Genomic DNA, 18451 nt, shown 5'->3' on the forward strand with positions numbered 1-18451 from the left:
CAGGTGAGCGAGACACATCCGGGAGCAAAAAGGCGCGTAACACTGCGCGACGTGGCTCAGACGGCCGGTGTCTCGCTCAAAACCGCTTCGAATGTCATCAACGGTTCCGGCCGCATGAGCAGCGAGACCAGAACTAAAGTCGAAGCGGTTATCAAAGAACTCGGATATCAGGTGAATGTGGCCGCCCGTAATTTAAGCCGCAATCATACCGGGTTCATTACGCTCGCGGTGCCATCGCTCACGCCTCCATATCTGGCCGAGTTGGCGAACCGTACGATTGATGCCGCACGCCAGCATGATTACTCCGTATACGTGACCACATATGCCGAAGGATCCGCCAAAGGTGCTCGCGATGTGTTGAAGAAATTCAATTCCACCGTGTCTGACGGCATGATTCTCTCCATGAGTGAGGTGGAGAACATCAGCAAAGCCGATTTGGATGTTGATTTTCCTCTGGTCGTGGTCGGTGCCCGTACCACATGGGGTATTGCCGACCATGTGACTCCGGATGATGTGAATGCAGCGGCTCAAGCGGCAGGCTATCTCTACGATCATGGCTCCAGTCGTCTTGCTGTAGTTGGTGCTCGAGGCGCATATGATGAAGCCGCTTTGCTGCAATCGATTGAAGGTAACGCACAGCTTCGTTTGCGTGGCGTGATTGAAGAGGCTCATCGTAGAGGATTGACCATTGACCCGCGACTGATTGGCGCTACGAATCAGGATTGGACCATCGGCGCTGGCGCTCGGGTAACCCAACAGCTGATTGATTCAGGAGTGCCATTCGATGGGGTAGTGGCATTGAACGATCAATTGGCCATTGGGGCGCTGACTGCGCTGCGCATTTCGGGATACGATGTGCCCAAGCAAGTGCAGGTCATCGGCTTCGACAACATTGAAGAAGCCCCATATTTGCAGATTCCACTTACCACTATGGATTCCCGGTTGGAATGGACGGCTCCGACTGCTGTGAATCGTATCCTCGGCCGCATTCGAGGAAAGATCACCGAACCGGAACTGCTGACCTGCTCATCGCAAGTCATTGCACGAGCCTCTACGCGATAAACAATAATCCCTCTGACTGTTTTGGTCAGAGGGATTAATTCGCTTGTTTTCAGCTATCTCGACCGGCGATCACAGAGCGCCGAAACCGACTGCATGCTTGGTGTCGGAACCGATGATGGCGTAGCCCAGAGCTTTGGCCGGTACGATGATGCGACGGCCCTTATCGTCAGTCAGGTCGATGGTGGTGCCTTCAGCAACAGCCTGTGCGATGGCGTTGCTCACTTCATCAGCGGACTGTTCGGTGCTGAAGTTCACCGGACGAGCCACATTCTGAATGCCCAGTTCGATATCCATAATGCTCCTTGTTCTATGGAATGGTTATATGTGCTATTGTGCCGTACGCTTGCGGGTTACGCCTGTGGCGTGGAAGCCTGCTGGCTGGTCATGGTATTGCCTTCGTGATCGTATCCGCTGAGACCGGCTCGCGCATCTCGCAACGCGCGTTCCTCCCGTTCCAACAGCGGAATCACCGTGGTTTCCACTGAATTCCATGACTGCGGGGCATGTTCGCCGGTGTCGTCGTCATCGTCATCCGCTGCGGCAGCCTGTTGCTGCGCGGCATCCATCGGTGCCGGAGCGTTCACGGCATCCGCGGACTGTTTCGCCTGCTCGCGCTCATTCATGTCAATGAGCTCTTTCAACGTGATGGTGGATGCGGAAGCCGGGCGAGGCTCATTTGCCGGCTGCGGCTTGGTGGAACCGGTAGCGGTCACAGGACGGTTTGCGGTCTGATCATCCTGATTTGCCGCCGCCATAGTCTGGGCGGCTTGACGTACCGCGGCAGTGGTGACCTTAGGCGTTACATCAACGCTGCCGGCTGCGATAATATCCGCAGAGCCTGTGCGATCAGGATCGTTCGTATCATCTGATGTTGCTGGTGATGCAGATGCAGCAGCAACATCAGATGGTTGAGCTGCAGTATTGCTGTGCTGAGACTTCTTCGCATCATCATTCAACAAAGTACCCACGGTAATCGTGGATGGATTATCGCCGGATTTGCCGGAAGCATGAGACTGCGATGCGGTAGTGGCCGTCGAACGATTAATAACACCCAACTGGTGCGCAAGACGCTCCACCTGCGCTTTGAACTGGATAATTCGATCGTTATCCGCACGGTTCAATGCGGAAATGAATTCGCCCACCTGCTCCATCTGCAGCCACAAATTGGCTCGCAGCATAATAAGATCATCCAAACGCGAGCCCATCATGCGGCCATACGCGGAAAGCACGGCATTGCGATGCGACTCATCGAGCTTGCCGAAAATCCAAGCCAAATCGCGGGCCGGATCATTGACCTGCATATCCTGCCAATTCGTAATGGCGGTAATGGTGGAACCGGAGAACAACAGATCACCGTCAGAGAATCCGCCATGCACCGTGCAAGTGGCGAACGACCACAAGCCCTCGGTTTCAATAATGCGAGCCCAACTGTTGGTGATTTCCTGCGGTACGTGACCAGCAGCCCGCAAACGCTTGATCCAGGCAATCAGCTGCGAGCGAATCTGGCCAGTGGTGAACACAGGGTATTTGGAAGCTTTAAGGAATGCGGTGGGAAGACGATGAATCGCGCCCAATGCGGTGCCTACGGAAGCGCAATCATCCAAGGTGAGTAAGTCAAGCGAGCGGGCCTGTCCATCCAGATGAGAGGCGATCATTACCGTCGTTTCGCCGGTGGGACCCGGTTTCACTGGCTTCTTGGCTGCAGCGGCCGGAGACTGATCTAGCGCCTGAGCGGTGGAAGTGGCCCCTGGTTGTGGCACGTTGCCCGGGGCAAATGCAATGATGCGATCCAAACCGAAGCCAAGACCGCCCGGCTCGCGGGCGGCAGACAATGTTTGCGCTGCCTGTACACGCCGAATCAAACGGGTGCGCCCTTCCTTGGTGTCGGTGGCATATACGTCGTACAGTTTGCCGGAGGCATCCTGTATCACCGCCTGGTCAATGCCCTTGGCCTGATCGGTCGCGCTTTGCTGGGTACTCTCCCTTACGCCGGCAACGGCCAGATTCGGCAGGACGGCCGAGGTCAATGCCGCCAACATGTAATTGCTTCGTCTCATCACCCTTCCACACTAATACATGCCTTGCGCTTTGAGGGGCGTGGCGCGGGCTCAAAGTTCGTGAATTGGACGCCGATGCGGGAAAACTGGCAACGTGTCACAATGGAGAGCATGGAACAGGCGCAGAATATTCTTGAAGGGCTTGACGAGCGGCAGCGCAAGGCCGCCACCACGCTGCAGGGCCCTGTACGAATCATTGCAGGAGCCGGTGCCGGTAAAACCCGCACGGTGACCCGCCGCATCGCCTATGCCTGCGCCACCGGAGCATGGAGGCCCGAACAGGTACTTGCCGTCACCTTTTCGGTAAAGGCTGCAGCCGAAATGCGCGCGCGCCTCACCCAACTCGGTCTTGCCGATGCGCGCGGCGGTGCCGCAGGCGGGGTAACCGCAGCCACCTTCCACTCCGCGGCCCTGCACCAGCTCAACAGCGTATGGGAGGACGTGTGCGACGCTCCATTCCCGCATCTCATCGAAGATCAAAGAGATGTGGTATCCCGTGCCATTACACGAGTCAGTGCCAATGCCGATACGGATCCGATTATGGTCCGTGATGTTCTCGCCGAAATCAATTGGGCTAAAGTCTCCCTGATCGCCCTCCAAGACTATGCCAGTGTGTGTATGCGCGCGCATCACCTGCCGCCAGCAGGCCTTGAACCGAACCGATTCGCCGATATCTACGCCGCCTACGAGCAGGAGAAAACATCTCGAGGTGAAATTGATTTTGACGACATTCTGCTTCTGGTCTGTCACATCATGGATGATTTTCCCGAAGCCGCCGCACAGATTCGCTCATCCATCGGCTGGCTCACAGTGGATGAGTATCAGGATATTTCCCCACTCCAGCATCGATTGATGACCTTGTGGCTTGGCGGAGGAAGCTTAAACGACGCAACCATCTTGAACCGAAACGTATGCGTAGTGGGAGACCCTGCGCAGACCATCTACTCATTCGCAGGCGCATCCAGTTGGGATTTGCTCCGATTCGCCGACGAATTCGGCCCCCTGGCCGCAGACATCGATTTGAACACGGACTATCGTTCCACGCCGCAAATAGTCTCGCTCGCCAATAAGGTGCTTGCCGCCGCTCCCGACAGGCAAGACTATCTCAAACTCGTTTCCGCCAGACAATCCGGTGCCCGTGTGAGCAGAACAGTTTACGAAACCGATATTGAAGAAGCGCAAGGTGTAGTCGCCCGAATACTGCGCCTGATTCAACAAGGCGCCAAACCATCCGATTGCGCGATATTGACTCGCATCAACGCGCAACAGCAGGTTTTCGCTGCAGCTTTGCGCCAGGCAGGAATGAAATTCCGAATACGCAAAGATGCAGGATGGCAGTCATCCGCGCTCGCTGATGATGCAGCATCCAAACGAGCGATTTTGGAAGCTCTCGGATTAAACGCCAGCGGGAATACGCTCGTTGAGGATCCCGGAGTAACCATATCCACCATTCATGCATCCAAAGGTCTGGAATTCGACCATGTATTCCTCATCGGATGTTCTGAAGGACTACTGCCATATGGTGCTCCGGAATCAGGCGAAGCATTGGAGGAGGAGCGACGCCTCATGTACGTGGGCATCACCCGAGCACAGGATTCACTGCATGTATCCTTTGCCAGGACCAAAGACGGATACGGCGCCCAACAGCGCCGTCCGTCCCGGTTCCTCTCGTGATGAGAATGATATGAACGGCTAAGCCTTACTCGTCGGTGGGCTGGTCGTCACCATCCTTGGTGTCGGCATCGCCTTCACCAAGCAACTTGGACAGTTCGGCATCCCAATCAATATCCGAAGACTTACCGTCTGCGGCCGGATGATTGGTATGAGCGTCGCTGGAGTCCGCCGCCGAGCCTGCCTGAGCGTTGTCCGCAGACTGCGCATTGCTCTGTTCTGCAGGCAACGTCGGCAGAAGATCAGGATGGGACCACTTGGCATCGCGGGCTTCGGAGCCTTCAGCGGCGGTAATCATATCCCACAATCCTGCAGCTTCACGCATACGCTTCGGACGCAGCTGCAAACCAAGCAGACTCTCGAACGTGCGCTCGGCAGGGCCGCCCATAGCGCGCTCGCGGCGCATCATCTCACGCAACTGTTCGATATGCGGCAAATGTGCCATGCCGGCTCGCCACACCACACAATCAACCCATCCTTCGACCATAGCCAGCAAGGATTCCAACGAAGCCAACGCTTCACGTTGCTCCGGCGTATCCGGAATGCCGACTTTGGTGAGGTTCACGGCGCCGGAAATCGACTCCGGATCCATAGCAGTGGCGTCACGCAACTGTTCTTCCATAGCATCCAAATCGATGGAAATGCCGCGTGCATATTTGCCGATCAGGGCTTCAAAACGAGGCATCAGCCAAGGCACCGATGCATACAGTCGAGCATGGGCCATCTCCTGCAAGGCCAGGAAGGAGAGCACCTCGGATTCGGGAATGTGCTCAACGGTATTGAAGTCCGCGAAAGCCGCTTCAAACTCCGCGTTCAGCTTGGCATCCTGAGCAGATGCATCATTGGATTGAGCTGCATTAGTATCCGAATCATCCGCATTCGAGCTGGCGGAGGTAAAGCCTATCGGATGGTTGGCGGTAGCATCCTTGGAATCCGCGGTGTTCGAAGACTGTCCGTTCAACAGGGCCGCATATTCGGTGGCGTTCTGTGCAATAAGACCACCCGCAGGGTTCTTCAGCAGTGCGATACCCTGATCGAAACTGCCATGCACTTCATGGCTCAGGTTGCCGGCTGCATGACCCAATTGCATGGCAAAAGACGTATTGCCTAGCAGCTTCATAAGCTGAGCGGGATCCTTCATGCCGTCAGGAATTGGAATCGGCACAGGGCCGGCGAACATGCCGGCGATCTCACCCTCACCATCGCCCAACATGCCGCCGAGACGTTCGGAAATCACGGAAGCAAGAGCATCATTCATGGATTCAGCAACCGGTGCTGCAAACTTGGCCCACTGATCAATAGTGCCTTCCACCCATGCTGCGCGGGTGAGCACATCCGGCTCTCCAGGGGCGGGATTGAACTCACAAGCAGTATCCAGCCAAAGGTTCGCTTCGCTCATCGCACGGCGTGCGGCCTCGCCATCCACCGCAGACACGCTCGAATCAGAACCGGAGGCGTTGGCCTGTTGCAGAGCAATGGACTTCGCCAACTTGACGTTAATCGGCCCCTCTTCAACCGTGCGCTGCATATCAGACATGGTATTCAGGCCACCAGCGGTAAACGCAGCCATCATCTGCTGCACTTCAGACGGGTCAGGCAAACGGCTCGGATCCTGACTCATCAGCTGTTCGCGAATCTCCTCAGGAAGCTGGCTGATTTGCTGCCATGCTATTTCGCCCTGAATAGGGCCGAAGCACTTGATGAGCCATTCGTGAATAGCGTTGTCGTCCATGCGTGTCCTTCTTTACCGCGTGATGGTTTCTCCAAGATGAGTTACCACAAGTGTATGCTGTGCCCGCGCCGTTCGCCTGAGGCCGAGCGAGAATATGCATTCAAGGTGAAAGGATTGGAACGAGGTTTTCCTGCCTGCGCATACACTATTGGCTATGTTTGTGGATATGTTCGCACGTTGCAAATGCCTGAAACACTATGTGGCATCGCGCTCGCCGCAATACTTTGCGGGAGCCGTGGCGGTGATGCTCGCCATTGTGGTGCTTGTGCTGCCCAGCGCCTATGTCATCGAGATGCCAGGGCCTACTCAGGATGTGTTGGGAAAGGTTGACGGTGATGACGTGATCGCCGTTTCCGGCACGCAGGTGCGCACATATAAGGATTCCGGCAAGCTGCTTTTGGTTACGGTCAGTGCTTCCGGCGTGCCGGGATATCCTATCGTCAACGCGCAGGCGGTGTGGGCTTGGGTCAATCCGCATATGGAGATTATGCCGCGTGAAGCCGTGGTTCCCGTGGGGCAGACAGCCGACGAATACCAGCAGAAGGTGGATTCGGACATGTCCGGTTCGCAAGACGAAGCAAGTTCGGTTGGCCTCAAGTATGTGAAGAATCATGCCAGCGAATTAGGCGTTGACGCCTCATTGTTGCAGGGAGCACATGTTGCCATGCATGTGGATAAGATCGGTGGTCCCTCAGCCGGCATGATGTACACCTTGGGACTGATTGATAAGCTCACCGCGGCCAACGAGAGTGGCGGACAAACCATTGCCGGTACCGGCACGATTAACGCCAAGGGCAAAGTAGGAAAAATCGGCGGTATCCGACTCAAAATGCTGGGTGCCAAACGAGATGGTGCCACATGGTTCCTGGCTCCCAAAGACAACTGCAGCGAGGTCGTGGGCCATGTGCCACAAGGTTTACGCGATGTGAAGGTCGCCACTTTGGATGAGGCGTATCAGGCATTGGTGGCCATCGGGAAAGGGCAGGGCGATCAGCTGCCTCACTGCACCGCCTGAGCCTAGAAAATGGGCTTGTCATTGATTCACCAATGAGGGCAAAACCATCGACGATGCATCATGATGATGGTCAAACAGCGAGATTTTTTATGAAAGTTAACGTGATTGTTCGCCAAGACTTGCTAATGTGGCCTCTGTGAATCAAACGGCATCACAGAACGCTGAAGAATTTGGGTTTGAACCTGGAGATATCGTCCAGGAGTGGCTCTGGGACGATGACGTGGATGACTCTATCCGCGCCAAAATCGAGGAGCTCACGGGCGAGGATCTCGTAGACGAGGACTACAACTCCGCTGTGGACGGTGTCATTCTGTGGTGGCGAGACGGCGACGATGAAGACGAGCTGTCCGACACCATTGTTGACGCATGTGGAGTGCTGGATGACGACGCTCCGTTGTGGGTGTTGACTCCAAAGCCGGGACGCCCCGGTGCGGCCAGCTCCTCTACCGTGCAATCCGCAGCACAAACCGCAGGCATGAACGCCGCCACTCCGCTGACCGTCAGCAAGGATTGGAACGGTATTCGTTTGCGTGCTTTCGGCAAGGGCCGCTGATAGGAATTCTTATCCAATCGGTTTCTGCGATAGGGCATGCGGCACGCCCAAACGTAACAAGTTGACAGACTGTGCTGGTTATGCGCTATTGTAGACACCCGCGGGCAATTAGCTCAGTTGGTTAGAGCGCCACCTTTACACGGTGGATGTCGGGGGTTCGAGTCCCTCATTGCCCACCATTGAAGAAGATGGGGAACAAGCCGTTCTGCTTTACGCCAGTAAAGCCGAGCGGCTTGTTCATTATGTGCAGTCGGTAAGGGTGCTCGGTCTGTTGCACGCTGTTTTTTGGCGCGGTCATGTTCATCTGAAGCGCAACAAACTGTGAAATTACGGAATGTAAGAACTACTGAGTCGTAACACTCACGTAGAGTGGTGAACAGAGTGTTTTATCCAGCAGGAGGTTGATCAGCCGATGGCGAAGGAACTTCGTGAAGGGGACGGCAAGGCCGGAATCGCGCGTGCCGGTAAGCGCAAGTTGGGATACGATACCGCGCAAGTGGATGCGTTTTTGGAGCGTGCCCACGCCTTGTACGAAAGCGAGGGCATCCACCTCACTCAGCAGGATATTCAGTCCGTTTCGTTTGATTTGGCCAAAGACGGTTATGTAATCAGTCAGGTTGATGCCACGCTGAACCGTCTCGAACGTGCAGTCGTGGATAAGCAGACCGCTTGGGAAATCGCTCAACAAGGTCGTGTGGCTTGGAAGGCTCAGACCGAAAAGCTGTATCAGGAAATCGCATCTCATGTGGAGCGTGCCCCGCGTCAACGTTTCAAGCCGGGCGAGCCGAAGCATCCGTCGTATGACAGGAAGCAAGTGGATCGCATCGCCGATCAGGTGGTGGATAAGGCAGCCGCTGCGCTCGGCGTGGACGGCGTCACGCAGGAGGATGTGCGTGGACTGGCCGATCTGAACGCCGCTTCCGTCAATAATGTCATTTTCACCCAGCGCAAGGGCAAGAAGGGTTATGACGAGCGTCAGGTTGATTACTTCCTGAATGTATGCGTCCAGTTGCTCAGCCGGTTGGAATCATTCGCTCGCGTCAGCGATTATGACACCGATGATTCCTCTGCTACCAAGCAGGAAACGACTGCGGCAATTGCCGCAACTCAGCCGGACAGTTCAGTCTCTCCGTTGATTTCCGCTGATGCCCAGCGTGCTGCAACCACTGTAGCGCCTACCGCAGCTGCTGTGGCCGCAGGCGAATCGTTCGACGCGTTGCGTAAGGCCGAACAGAACTTGTTCCCGGCTCCGGCCTCCGCCACTGCTCCGATTATGACGACGCCCAGCGCTCCTGTTACGAGCCCCGCTCCCGTGGCATATACGCCTTCCGCGCCATCGGTTGCTCCTGCTGCTTCGGTCAGCGAATCGCAGCCTGCAGCTAAGGCTCCCGCGCCGAAGACCGTCGAGCCGCTGCCATCATTCCAACCTGCAGGCCGCCCGGTTCCCACAGCGGCTGAGCCGACTATTCCTGTTACTGCACCTGCCGCCGCAGCCCCTGTCACGACGGCTGCATCGGCGTCAAAGCCGGCTAACACGGCTACATCGCAGCCGGCTCCGGCCGTAGCGCCAGATGCTACCTATACCAATGCCGCAGATAATAACTCTTCTCTTGCAGCACTGGCTCATATGGCTGAAATCTCCCAGGAAATGCCGGCTGTGGGAACGTCTTCATTCGCTCCGAAGATGCCGAGCTTGGACACGCCGAGTGCGCTTCGCTTGCACGAAACCCCTGCACCGGTGCATAACACCGACATGCCGGCTTCCTTCGCTCCGTCAGCACAGCCTGTTCATACACACGCTGATGCCACCGCTTCCACTTCTTCGGCTGTAACTCAAGATGCACCTACGCAGGTGCAACCGGAAGCCAAGCCAGCTGACCCGACTACCGGTGATGCCGATAAGTCGAGCGACAAGGAGTCGATTCCGGATACGGTTTTCCCGATGATGCCTTCATTCGATAGCGATTTCGGCATCTCCATTCCGGATCTTTCATTCCCCACGCTCAACGATGACGACACAAAGAAGGAACAGTGAGCGAAGTCTCTAATCGCAGCGTAGTAATTTTAGGATCCACAGGATCCATCGGCACCCAAGGACTTGACGTCATTCAGCGTCATCCTGAGCGGTTCACTGTTACCGGACTGGCCGCAGGAGGCTCTCATATTGAGCTTCTTGCCCAGCAGGCCGCGGCATTTCATGTCCCGCAGGTAGCGGTGTTCGACGCTTCCAAGGTCAAAGACCTTGAAGAGGCCCTGACTCAGGCTGGAGCCAAGCAGACCAAGGTCAGTGGTGGCCCTGAATCGGTTATTGCTCTTGCCGGGTCAGGCGCTGATGTGGTGCTCAACGGCATCACCGGTTCAATCGGTTTGGAACCTTCAATCGCAGCGCTTCAGGCAGGCTCCCAGTTGGCTCTGGCCAATAAGGAATCGGTGGTTGCCGGCGGTCATCTGCTGTTTGACTCGCAGGTGCGTGCCAAACAGATCAACCCGGTTGATTCTGAGCATTCAGCCATCTGGCAGTCCTTGCGGTCCGGCACTCATGCGGAAGTCGCCAAGCTGATTGTCACGGCATCCGGTGGCCCGTTCCGAGGTTGGAAGCGTGCTGATATGGAGCATATCACTCCGGAACAGGCATTGCACCACCCAACGTGGAACATGGGACCGGTGGTGACCATCAACTCTTCAACGCTGATGAACAAGGGCTTGGAGGTTATCGAGGCTTCACGCCTGTTCGATATTCCTCCGGAACGCATTGACGTGACCGTGCACCCGCAGTCCATTGTGCATTCCCTCGTTGAGTTCGTGGATGGTGCCACTATCGGACAGGCTTCTCCACCGGATATGCGCTTGCCGATTGCCTTGGGACTTTCCGCTCCTGACCGCATGAATAATGTGGCTGCCGCCTGCGATTGGACTCAAGCTGCGACTTGGACCTTTGAACCATTGGATAATGAAGCATTCCCAGCCGTTCAATTGGCTCGCCATTGCCTTGCTGCATCCGAAAAGCATACGGCTGTGTTGAATGCCGCCAACGAGCAGGCCGTGCACGCTTTCCTCGACCATCGTTTACCGTATTTAGGCATTGTGGATACGGTCAAGGCAGTACTTGACGAGATGGATGCTGAACTTCGCAGTAATCCATTGTTCGCCAACGTGGAGGAAATGAACCAACTGGAGCTCGAAGCACGTCGTTTTGCGGATGAGCTGATAAACAAGTAATGCAACTTCTCAGCTTTCCTCAATAGAGGAGCTGGCTCGCAAAGTGAGACTGAGGGGTAGAAAGGCACAAGCTTGAATCCTGTAGACAAGCCGTTCCGCAAAACCGGCGATCCGATTGAACTCACCAGCGAATCCCCGCTGCATCCTCGTCGTAAGTCCCGCCGTATCATGGTGGGGCCTGTGCCGGTGGGTGGGGGAGCTCCCATCTCCGTACAGTCGATGACCAATACGTTGACTGCGAACGTTCCGGCAACACTGCAACAGATCGCTGAGCTCACTGCAGCCGGTTGTGATATTGTGCGCGTAGCGGTGCCGAGCCAGGATGATGCCGACGCCTTGCCGGAGATCTGCCGTAAGTCGCCGATTCCAGTGATTGCGGACATCCACTTCCAGTCGAAGTACGTATTCCAGGCCATTGATGCCGGTTGCGCTGCCGTTCGCGTGAACCCGGGCAACATTCGCAAATTCGATGAGGTCGGTCCCTCCATCTGCAAGGCGGCAACCGATGCCGGCATCTCACTGCGCATCGGCGTGAACGCTGGCTCGCTGGATAAGGAACTGTACGCCAAGTATGGTGGTCCGACTCCTGAAGCGTTGGTTGCCTCCGCGCTGAAGGAAGCCCACATGTTCGAGGACGTTGGCTTCCATGATTTCAAGATTTCCGTCAAGCACCACGATGTGATCACGATGGTGCAGACGTACCGACTGCTTGCCTCCAAGGGTGATTGGCCGCTGCACCTTGGTGTCACCGAAGCGGGCCCGGCATGGCAGGGCACCATCAAATCGTGCCTTGCATTCGGCGCATTGCTCGCCGAAGGCATTGGCGACACGATTCGTGTATCCCTCTCGGCACCGCCTGTTGAAGAGGTCAAAGTAGGCTGCAAGCTGCTTGAATACATGGGATTGCGCCCACGCAAGTTCGATATCATCTCCTGCCCGAGCTGCGGTCGCGCCCAGGTGGATGTGATTCAACTGGCCTCCGCGGTAACCGAAGGCCTCAAAGATATCACCGCTCCTATTCGCGTGGCCGTCATGGGGTGCATCGTCAACGGTCCTGGTGAGGCTCGCGAAGCCGATCTTGGCGTGGCATCCGGTAACGGCAAGGGGCAGATTTTCATCAAGGGCAAGGTCATTAAGACCGTGCCCGAAGATCAGATTGTGGAAACCCTGCTCACCATCGCCAATGATATTGCCGCCCAGATGGAAGCAGACGGTCAGGTGCCCGCCAACGCTACCGGTCCGGTAGTCGTGCCCATCCAGCATCCTGGCCACTGATACGTCAAAGGTTCCGTGTTCTCTTTAGACTCCTTGCCCGCAGCGAACACGGAACCTCAGGTGGTGCAGAGGATACAATAATTCGCGTGTCAAATCAGCAACAGCAGCATTCTCCTCAACCGTGGACCCGTGGCCACCGGCTGATGGTGAGTCTGCCTATTTTCATCATGCTGATCGGCATACTGGTATCAATTTCCAATCTTACTACTGTTCCTTGGAATATTGAGCCCACAGGCCAGTCAATGGCCACGCTAACCAGCGATACTTCAGTAACCTTCGACAACACAACCGGGGAACAGCTGCCATCAAAAGGCAGTTATGATGTTTCCGAGCGATACATAACATTGAACATTGCTCGCGACGGCTCGCTCAGCCAGGAACAAGGTACACGCAATACGGCCAATGCCAATGGTGTGCAGGCCATCAAAGTATTGATTCGCGAGCCACAGGGAGTTTCTGGCAAACGTCCGGCAATGGTGTTCATGCATGGTGCAGGATATGGCACTTGCGACAATTCCTTCGGCGATGTGGCCTCCGATCTTGCGTCAGCTGGTTTCGTAACAGCTGTGCTTGATAAACCGGTTTGGAATACTACGGATATCAGCCGAGATTACCCGGCTTCCGCCAAAGCCTACGATCGTGTCATTGAATATTTGCGCGGGCTAGACAATGTGAATGCCAAACAAGTTGGTATTTACGCCACCTCGGAATCGACGTGGATTTCCTCATACCTCTTGCAGGAAGATCGGGACATCGCATTCCAGATTCTCTTAAGCCCAATGGTGTTTAGCCCAAGGCAATCATTGGGGTTCTTCGTGACTCAGGATTTCACACTGGTGGGAGCCAATGATGGATATCAATCCATTGTGCAGCGCCTGTTCAGTGTTGACGCGGGCCTGTTCGGACTGACGAATTTCGATATTCACACACTGGTACCTCGTGCCTATGCCGTACCCACCTATGTGGCCTACGGTTCCAAGGATGTGATGACCGCGCAAGTGGAAGGCGTGCGCGCAATTTTGTATAACGCGCATAAGGCCGGTAACTGGAATGTGACAGTTCGCAGCTATCCGGTAGCCAACCATGTGCTGCGCTTGGGGGATGAATCCGAAGAAGGCACTCCATTCGCTGATGCGTATGTTGATGATCTAATCGATTGGTCGGTCGGAACCACTGCAGGTCTCGCCCAAACCAGTGAACGTGTGGGTGGCACCAATCTATATCAGTCCATCGGACTGCCGAGAGCATTGAAAGCACGCAGAACCGGAACCATCTACGGTGTGATTCTTCACGCTACGATGCTGCTGCTATTGCTTGCTTCTGCTGTGATGTCTCTGATTGCATTAGGGCGCAAACTAGTGGCTGATGCTCGGTGGCGTCGACGCAAGCATCAAGCCATAAAACTTGGGGAGCGTATTCCCCCAAAGCCGGTGACCCTGGGATTCGCACATGGATTCGGCAACGCACTATTGACTTTGACCCTATCCACAATGGCTGCATTGCTCATCTTCATTGCAGGACTTGGACAGGTGGTTATGGGCGTGGTCAAGCTCGCTTGGGGCGGCGCACCCACGGAAACACCGGGTGTAATGTATTGGAGCTGGCCGGTTATCCAAGTGGTATCCATCGTAGTGGTATGGGCATGGTCTCGCGTATTCATGCGCCTGATTGAGGTGGCATGGCAGCGTGGTCTGATTCAGTGGCCGCCGCGTAAGGACGCGGTCAAGAACATCATTACCGGCCAGGAACCGGTGCTAGCCTCCACTCGCTTCGGCCGCGTCCTGTTCTGGTTGCTCACCTTCACCATGCTTTACGTATTACTGTTCTTCGCGTTCTGGGGACTGTTCATCTACTGACACAGCGAGCGGCAATGATAAATGATGGCGGTGATCCGCCGTTCGCATCGCTCATATAGGCGCTGCGATGATGATTGAGGAGTAAATGATATGGCACTGTACCGAGACGAGGGCGTGGTATTACGTACCGCTAAACTCGGCGAAGCCGATCGTATTATCACCATCTTGACTCGCAACCACGGCAAAATTCGAGCGGTAGCCAAAGGCGTGCGACGCACAAAATCACGGTTCGGCGCTCGTCTGGAGCCGTTTATGCGTGCTGATTTGCTTATAGCCGAAGGCCGTACGTTGGATACCGTTTCCCAAGCGGAATCCATAGCTGCGTATGGTGCATCAATTGCCGTTGACTTCAATGCGTATGAGGCTGCGAACGTTATCGTGGAAACCATTGATAAGCTTGCCAACACCGAACATGAATGCGTGCCGGCACAGTATCGACTGTTGATTGGTGCATTGAATGCGTTGGCCAAGCATGCTCATGCGCCGCGTGCCATCAGCGGTTCGTATGTGATGCGCGCCATGTCCTTGGCTGGCTGGACGCCGCGACTCGGCGCTTGCGTGGTTTGTGGGCGCCCTGGGGGAGCATATCTTTCCATTGCCTCAGGTGGTGTGATGTGCGAAGCTGATCACACCACTGATGCTCGGCGCGTTCCACCGCGTGCAGCGCAAGAGCTCCAAGCCCTGATTCAAGGCGACTGGACTGTGTTGGACGAGGCTCCGTTGCAACGCATTACTGAAGAGTTGGTTGAAGATTGGGCGGAGTATTACCTCGAACGGCCCATTCGTTCGCTGCGCTTGATAGATTCATGAGTATGGCTTTTGAGAACGTAGATTACACGTCATTGGACATTCCCGCTGCCCCGTTCAGCGACCCCTCCCGTATCCCCGATTTTCCGAAAAACAAAGTGCCCCGCCATGTGGGCGTGATCATGGACGGCAATGGCCGTTGGGCCAAGCAGCGTGGCATGATTCGCACCAACGGCCATCAGGCTGCCGAGCCAGTGGTGTTCGACACTATCGCCGGTGCCATTGAGGCGGGTGTGCGCTATCTGAGTCTGTACACGTTCTCCACGGAAAACTGGAAGCGTTCTCCTCAGGAAGTGCGATTCCTGATGGGCTTCTCCCGTGAGATCATTCACCGCCGTGTGGAGCAGATGGATGAGTGGGGCGTGCGCGTACGCTGGTCCGGTCGCCGCCCGAAACTGTGGAAGTCCGTGATTGACGAGCTGGAATCCGCTATGGAACGCACGAAGAATAATAAGGTTATCGATGTGGTGTTCTGCATCAACTATGGTGGCCGTGCGGAGATTGCCGATGCTTGTGCTGCGATTGCGCGCGAAGTGCGTGACGGCAAGATTTCCGGCGATCGTGTAACCGAAAAGATGATTGCCGACCACCTGTACAACCCAGATATTCCTGATTGCGATCTGGTGATTCGCACCTCCGGCGAACAGCGCACCTCGAACTTCCTGCCCTGGGAGGCTGCTTACGCCGAACTCGATTTCGTGCCGGAATTGTTCCCGGACTGCGGACGTGAAGTCCTCTGGCGTGCCATCGACGACTACATCCATCGTGATCGTCGATTTGGCGGCGTGAAAAAGTGAACAGTCCAGTGGACTGTTCACTCACGCCGCCGAGCTGGGCGTGATAGCGCCCAGTGAGGTAATGCTGAGTCTGCCGAAGGCAGTCAAAAAATGCTGGGCAATGCCAAGTGAATATAAGTGCGGATAGTTGTATTTACGTCGGCTGGTGGGATGTGCGTTGTTCGACACACTCAAGGCCGTTTGGCCTCGCTTCGGCGCGTGCTCGCTGAGCTTAGCACACGCCTACGCTGCTTACAGTCGAACAACGCACATCCCACCAACCGCCTCTTCGCAATACGATGGATTCCTGTGGGCGCAGTCCACTACTGATCGAGGTCTTCGTCTTTGCCGTTGCCGAGGGTAATCCATTCGACCAGGGAGATAAGTCCTAGGAGGATTGCGGTTTCGGCGATGACCACCACTGTGGCGGAGAAGATCAGCGGCGTGCGGAACGAGTTGAAGGCGGCTTGCAACCAGATACCCAAGCCGTTCATGGCACCCAAGTATTCCGCGGTGGCTGCAGTGCCGAAAATGTAAGCGGCGGAAATGCGAACGCCGCCGAAAATCTGGCGTGCGGCCACACGCAGTTTGACGTGGAAAAGCGTCCATATACGGGTTGCGCCGCATGTCAGCGCCACATCCTCGTAGAATCCCGGCACGGCGTTCAAGCCGCGTGCGGTTTGCACGGCGATGGGAAACACACCGAAAACGGCCACAATAACGATTTTGCCTAATGGTTCGAAGCCGAACCAGATCATAAACAGGGGTGCCACGGTAATCAGCGGAATCGTCTGCGCTGCCGCCAGAAGAGGGTAGAACGCGCGATACATGGTTTTGGACACATATAGGCCAATGCCAATGAGTATGCCGGCAATAATGGCGATGCTAAAACCGGTGAGTCCCTCGTAAGTGGTGATGGTGGCGGCTGTCATCAAATCAGGCCATGTATCAACCATTGAGGCCACAATTTGCGTGGGGGAGGCGAGCACGCGTTCGGAAATATGCCCGGCTTGAACTGCAATCTCCCAAATCACCAGTAATCCGCCAATGGTGATTGCCGGTGGCGCGATACGCGCAAGCCAAGATTTCAATTGCTTCATAAGAGTCTTTACTGATAGATTGGCTCCCCTCATTCTGAGGGGAGCCATTACATCCTCTTGTGCCTCGTTTGGGAAAGGAACCGACTCATGAAGTGAGCCGTTATTCCTTTGGCTCCCCTCTATGAGGGGAGTGAGAAAGAGGCTCAGGCCACGTAATCGTTGGTGGCGAGTTCCTTGGCCTGCGGAGCTTCGGCCGGGTTCTTGCCATCCTTGTCCTTGTAGGTGCCAGCCTTGTACTGGAAGTCCAAATACGGCTGGGCATCATCGAAGTTCACGGTACCGGGCAGATTCTTGGCGTCATCAGTGGTCCAGTAACCGTTCTTGGCGATTTCTTCCATAGAAGTGCGGGTCAGCTTGGAATCCAGCTGAGCTTCCTTGGCCTGAGCCACCAGAATGTCCGCAGCCTTGTCCGGGTTGGCCAGAGCGTAGTCGTAACCCTTCTTGGTAGCGGAAATGAACTTCTTCAGGGCATCGGCGTTCTTGGAATCCTTGACCCAAGAGTCATTGACGGCGAAGCCAAGCTGATCCGGATTGCCAGGAACACCCCAGTCGGAAGCCACAAAGCAGTTCAGTGCCGGGCCATTGAGTTCGCTTTCCACGCCCTCCCAAGTCACATAGAAGCCGCCGAAATCACCCTTGCCGGAAGTCAGCGTCTCGAAGGTGTTGGTGCCAGCGGTGGCGGTCTTGATTTCGCCAGTGCCACCGGCGTACTTAATCATCTGCTGCACCACAGCGGTCTGCTCGGCCGAGCCAAAGCTCACGAAGGTCTTACCAGAAAGGTCCTTCGGGGTCTTGATATCGGTACGGGAAGCCAAAGCGCACCAACGAGCCACCGGCTTCTGAGTCAGGTCGAAGACGAACTTCAGCTTGGCACCCTGGGAGTTGAAGGCAGCCACATTGCTCAGCGTGGTGAAGCCCACGTTGGCCACGCCGTTTTCAACGCTGGTTTCCGCACCAGCCTGAGCGGTCGGAAGAATCTTTACGTTGACTCCGGCATCCTTGTAGTAGCCGAGCTTCTGGGCCACGTACAGGCCAATGTGGTTGGTGTTCGGCGTCCAATCCAGCATGAATGACACGGTAGGCGTGCTGGAGTTGCTGGAATCAGCAGAGTTGGTGCTGCCGCATGCAGCCATAGTCAGGGACAGGGCAATCGCTCCGGCTGCGGCCGCGAACGTGGTCAGGCCCTTCTTGATATTCATCATCTTCTCTTTCACCTTGCTTTCTGCGCCTTACGCGCTTTCGGCCTGATGCCCCATGCGTGGGAAGGTGAGGAGCCCGCGCGAGACATCAAACCATACACCCCTAATGACTTGGCGTGTCAATAACGC

The 18451-nt window shown here is 55.8% G+C and carries 16 protein-coding genes and 1 tRNA gene; 12 read left to right on the forward strand and 5 right to left on the reverse strand.

The window, feature by feature from the left end; all coding sequences use genetic code 11:
- The first annotated feature begins 3 nt into the window (after window positions 1-3).
- Entirely contained in the window at window positions 4-1062 is a 1059-nt protein-coding gene (locus BISA_RS01350; RefSeq protein ID WP_033889713.1) for a LacI family DNA-binding transcriptional regulator, read from the forward strand.
- A gap of 69 nt (window positions 1063-1131) precedes the next feature.
- On the opposite strand, the gene BISA_RS01355 is transcribed toward BISA_RS01350, so the two are convergent.
- Together BISA_RS01355 and BISA_RS01360 are read right to left on the reverse strand one after the other, a co-directional pair.
- A complete protein-coding gene (locus BISA_RS01355; protein ID WP_033889714.1) occupies window positions 1132-1356 on the reverse strand; it encodes a DUF3107 domain-containing protein in 225 nt (74 codons plus the stop codon).
- 56 nt (window positions 1357-1412) lie between these two features.
- Window positions 1413-3119, reverse strand: coding sequence for a phosphotransferase (locus tag BISA_RS01360; protein ID WP_033889715.1), 1707 nt, complete (start codon window positions 3117-3119; stop codon window positions 1413-1415).
- 111 nt (window positions 3120-3230) lie between these two features.
- Between BISA_RS01360 and BISA_RS01365 the strand changes: the two genes are divergently transcribed.
- Window positions 3231-4793 carry an ATP-dependent helicase gene (locus BISA_RS01365; RefSeq protein ID WP_081889954.1) on the forward strand — a complete coding sequence of 521 codons (1563 nt, stop codon included), beginning with the start codon at window positions 3231-3233 and terminating at the stop codon, window positions 4791-4793.
- 25 nt (window positions 4794-4818) lie between these two features.
- On the opposite strand, the gene BISA_RS01370 is transcribed toward BISA_RS01365, so the two are convergent.
- Window positions 4819-6522 carry a zinc-dependent metalloprotease gene (locus tag BISA_RS01370; RefSeq protein ID WP_033889717.1) on the reverse strand — a complete coding sequence of 568 codons (1704 nt, stop codon included), beginning with the start codon at window positions 6520-6522 and terminating at the stop codon, window positions 4819-4821.
- Between the two features lie 166 nt (window positions 6523-6688).
- Between BISA_RS01370 and BISA_RS01375 the strand changes: the two genes are divergently transcribed.
- The 10 genes from BISA_RS01375 (at window position 6689) to BISA_RS01415 (ending at window position 16044) form a co-directional block, all read left to right on the forward strand.
- The gene (locus BISA_RS01375; protein WP_033889810.1) at window positions 6689-7537 is read left to right on the forward strand and encodes a YlbL family protein; all 849 of its coding nucleotides are present in this window, start codon (window positions 6689-6691) and stop codon (window positions 7535-7537) included.
- 127 nt (window positions 7538-7664) lie between these two features.
- Complete coding sequence (locus tag BISA_RS01380; RefSeq protein WP_033889718.1) at window positions 7665-8090, forward strand: DUF3052 domain-containing protein; 426 nt, start codon at window positions 7665-7667, stop codon at window positions 8088-8090.
- A 102-nt stretch (window positions 8091-8192) separates the two neighbouring features.
- Window positions 8193-8269: transfer RNA gene (locus BISA_RS01385), tRNA-Val, on the forward strand.
- Complete coding sequence (locus BISA_RS12750; protein WP_156099581.1) at window positions 8260-8415, forward strand: hypothetical protein; 156 nt, start codon at window positions 8260-8262, stop codon at window positions 8413-8415. The genes BISA_RS01385 and BISA_RS12750 overlap by 10 nt, the downstream gene beginning before the upstream one ends.
- A gap of 87 nt (window positions 8416-8502) precedes the next feature.
- On the forward strand, window positions 8503-10125 hold the full coding sequence (locus BISA_RS01390) for a DivIVA domain-containing protein (protein WP_033889719.1): 1623 nt from the start codon (window positions 8503-8505) through the stop codon (window positions 10123-10125).
- Window positions 10122-11309, forward strand: coding sequence for a 1-deoxy-D-xylulose-5-phosphate reductoisomerase (gene dxr / locus BISA_RS01395; RefSeq protein ID WP_033889720.1), 1188 nt, complete (start codon window positions 10122-10124; stop codon window positions 11307-11309). The genes BISA_RS01390 and dxr overlap by 4 nt, the downstream gene beginning before the upstream one ends.
- A 72-nt stretch (window positions 11310-11381) precedes the next feature.
- The gene (gene ispG, locus BISA_RS01400) at window positions 11382-12584 is read left to right on the forward strand and encodes a flavodoxin-dependent (E)-4-hydroxy-3-methylbut-2-enyl-diphosphate synthase (protein WP_033889721.1); all 1203 of its coding nucleotides are present in this window, start codon (window positions 11382-11384) and stop codon (window positions 12582-12584) included.
- A 143-nt stretch (window positions 12585-12727) separates the two neighbouring features.
- Window positions 12728-14440: an alpha/beta hydrolase family protein gene (locus BISA_RS01405; protein WP_033889722.1), complete on the forward strand. Its 1713-nt coding sequence runs from the start codon at window positions 12728-12730 to the stop codon at window positions 14438-14440.
- 90 nt (window positions 14441-14530) lie between these two features.
- Window positions 14531-15250 (forward strand): DNA repair protein RecO, encoded by a 720-nt coding sequence (gene recO / locus BISA_RS01410; RefSeq protein WP_033889723.1) that lies wholly within the window; start codon window positions 14531-14533, stop codon window positions 15248-15250.
- Window positions 15251-15252: 2 nt separating this feature from the next.
- Window positions 15253-16044 (forward strand): isoprenyl transferase, encoded by a 792-nt coding sequence (locus BISA_RS01415; protein ID WP_033889724.1) that lies wholly within the window; start codon window positions 15253-15255, stop codon window positions 16042-16044.
- A gap of 302 nt (window positions 16045-16346) precedes the next feature.
- Here the strand turns inward: BISA_RS01415 and BISA_RS01420 are convergent, their stop codons facing one another.
- Together BISA_RS01420 and BISA_RS01425 are read right to left on the reverse strand one after the other, a co-directional pair.
- Window positions 16347-17123 (reverse strand): ABC transporter permease, encoded by a 777-nt coding sequence (locus tag BISA_RS01420; protein WP_033889725.1) that lies wholly within the window; start codon window positions 17121-17123, stop codon window positions 16347-16349.
- A 143-nt stretch (window positions 17124-17266) separates the two neighbouring features.
- Window positions 17267-18322, reverse strand: coding sequence for an ABC transporter substrate-binding protein (locus tag BISA_RS01425; RefSeq protein WP_033889726.1), 1056 nt, complete (start codon window positions 18320-18322; stop codon window positions 17267-17269).
- Window positions 18323-18451 lie beyond the last annotated feature (129 nt).

It is taken from the genome of Bifidobacterium saguini DSM 23967 (genome assembly GCF_000741715.1).
Classification (GTDB): Bacteria; Actinomycetota; Actinomycetes; order Actinomycetales; family Bifidobacteriaceae; genus Bifidobacterium; species Bifidobacterium saguini.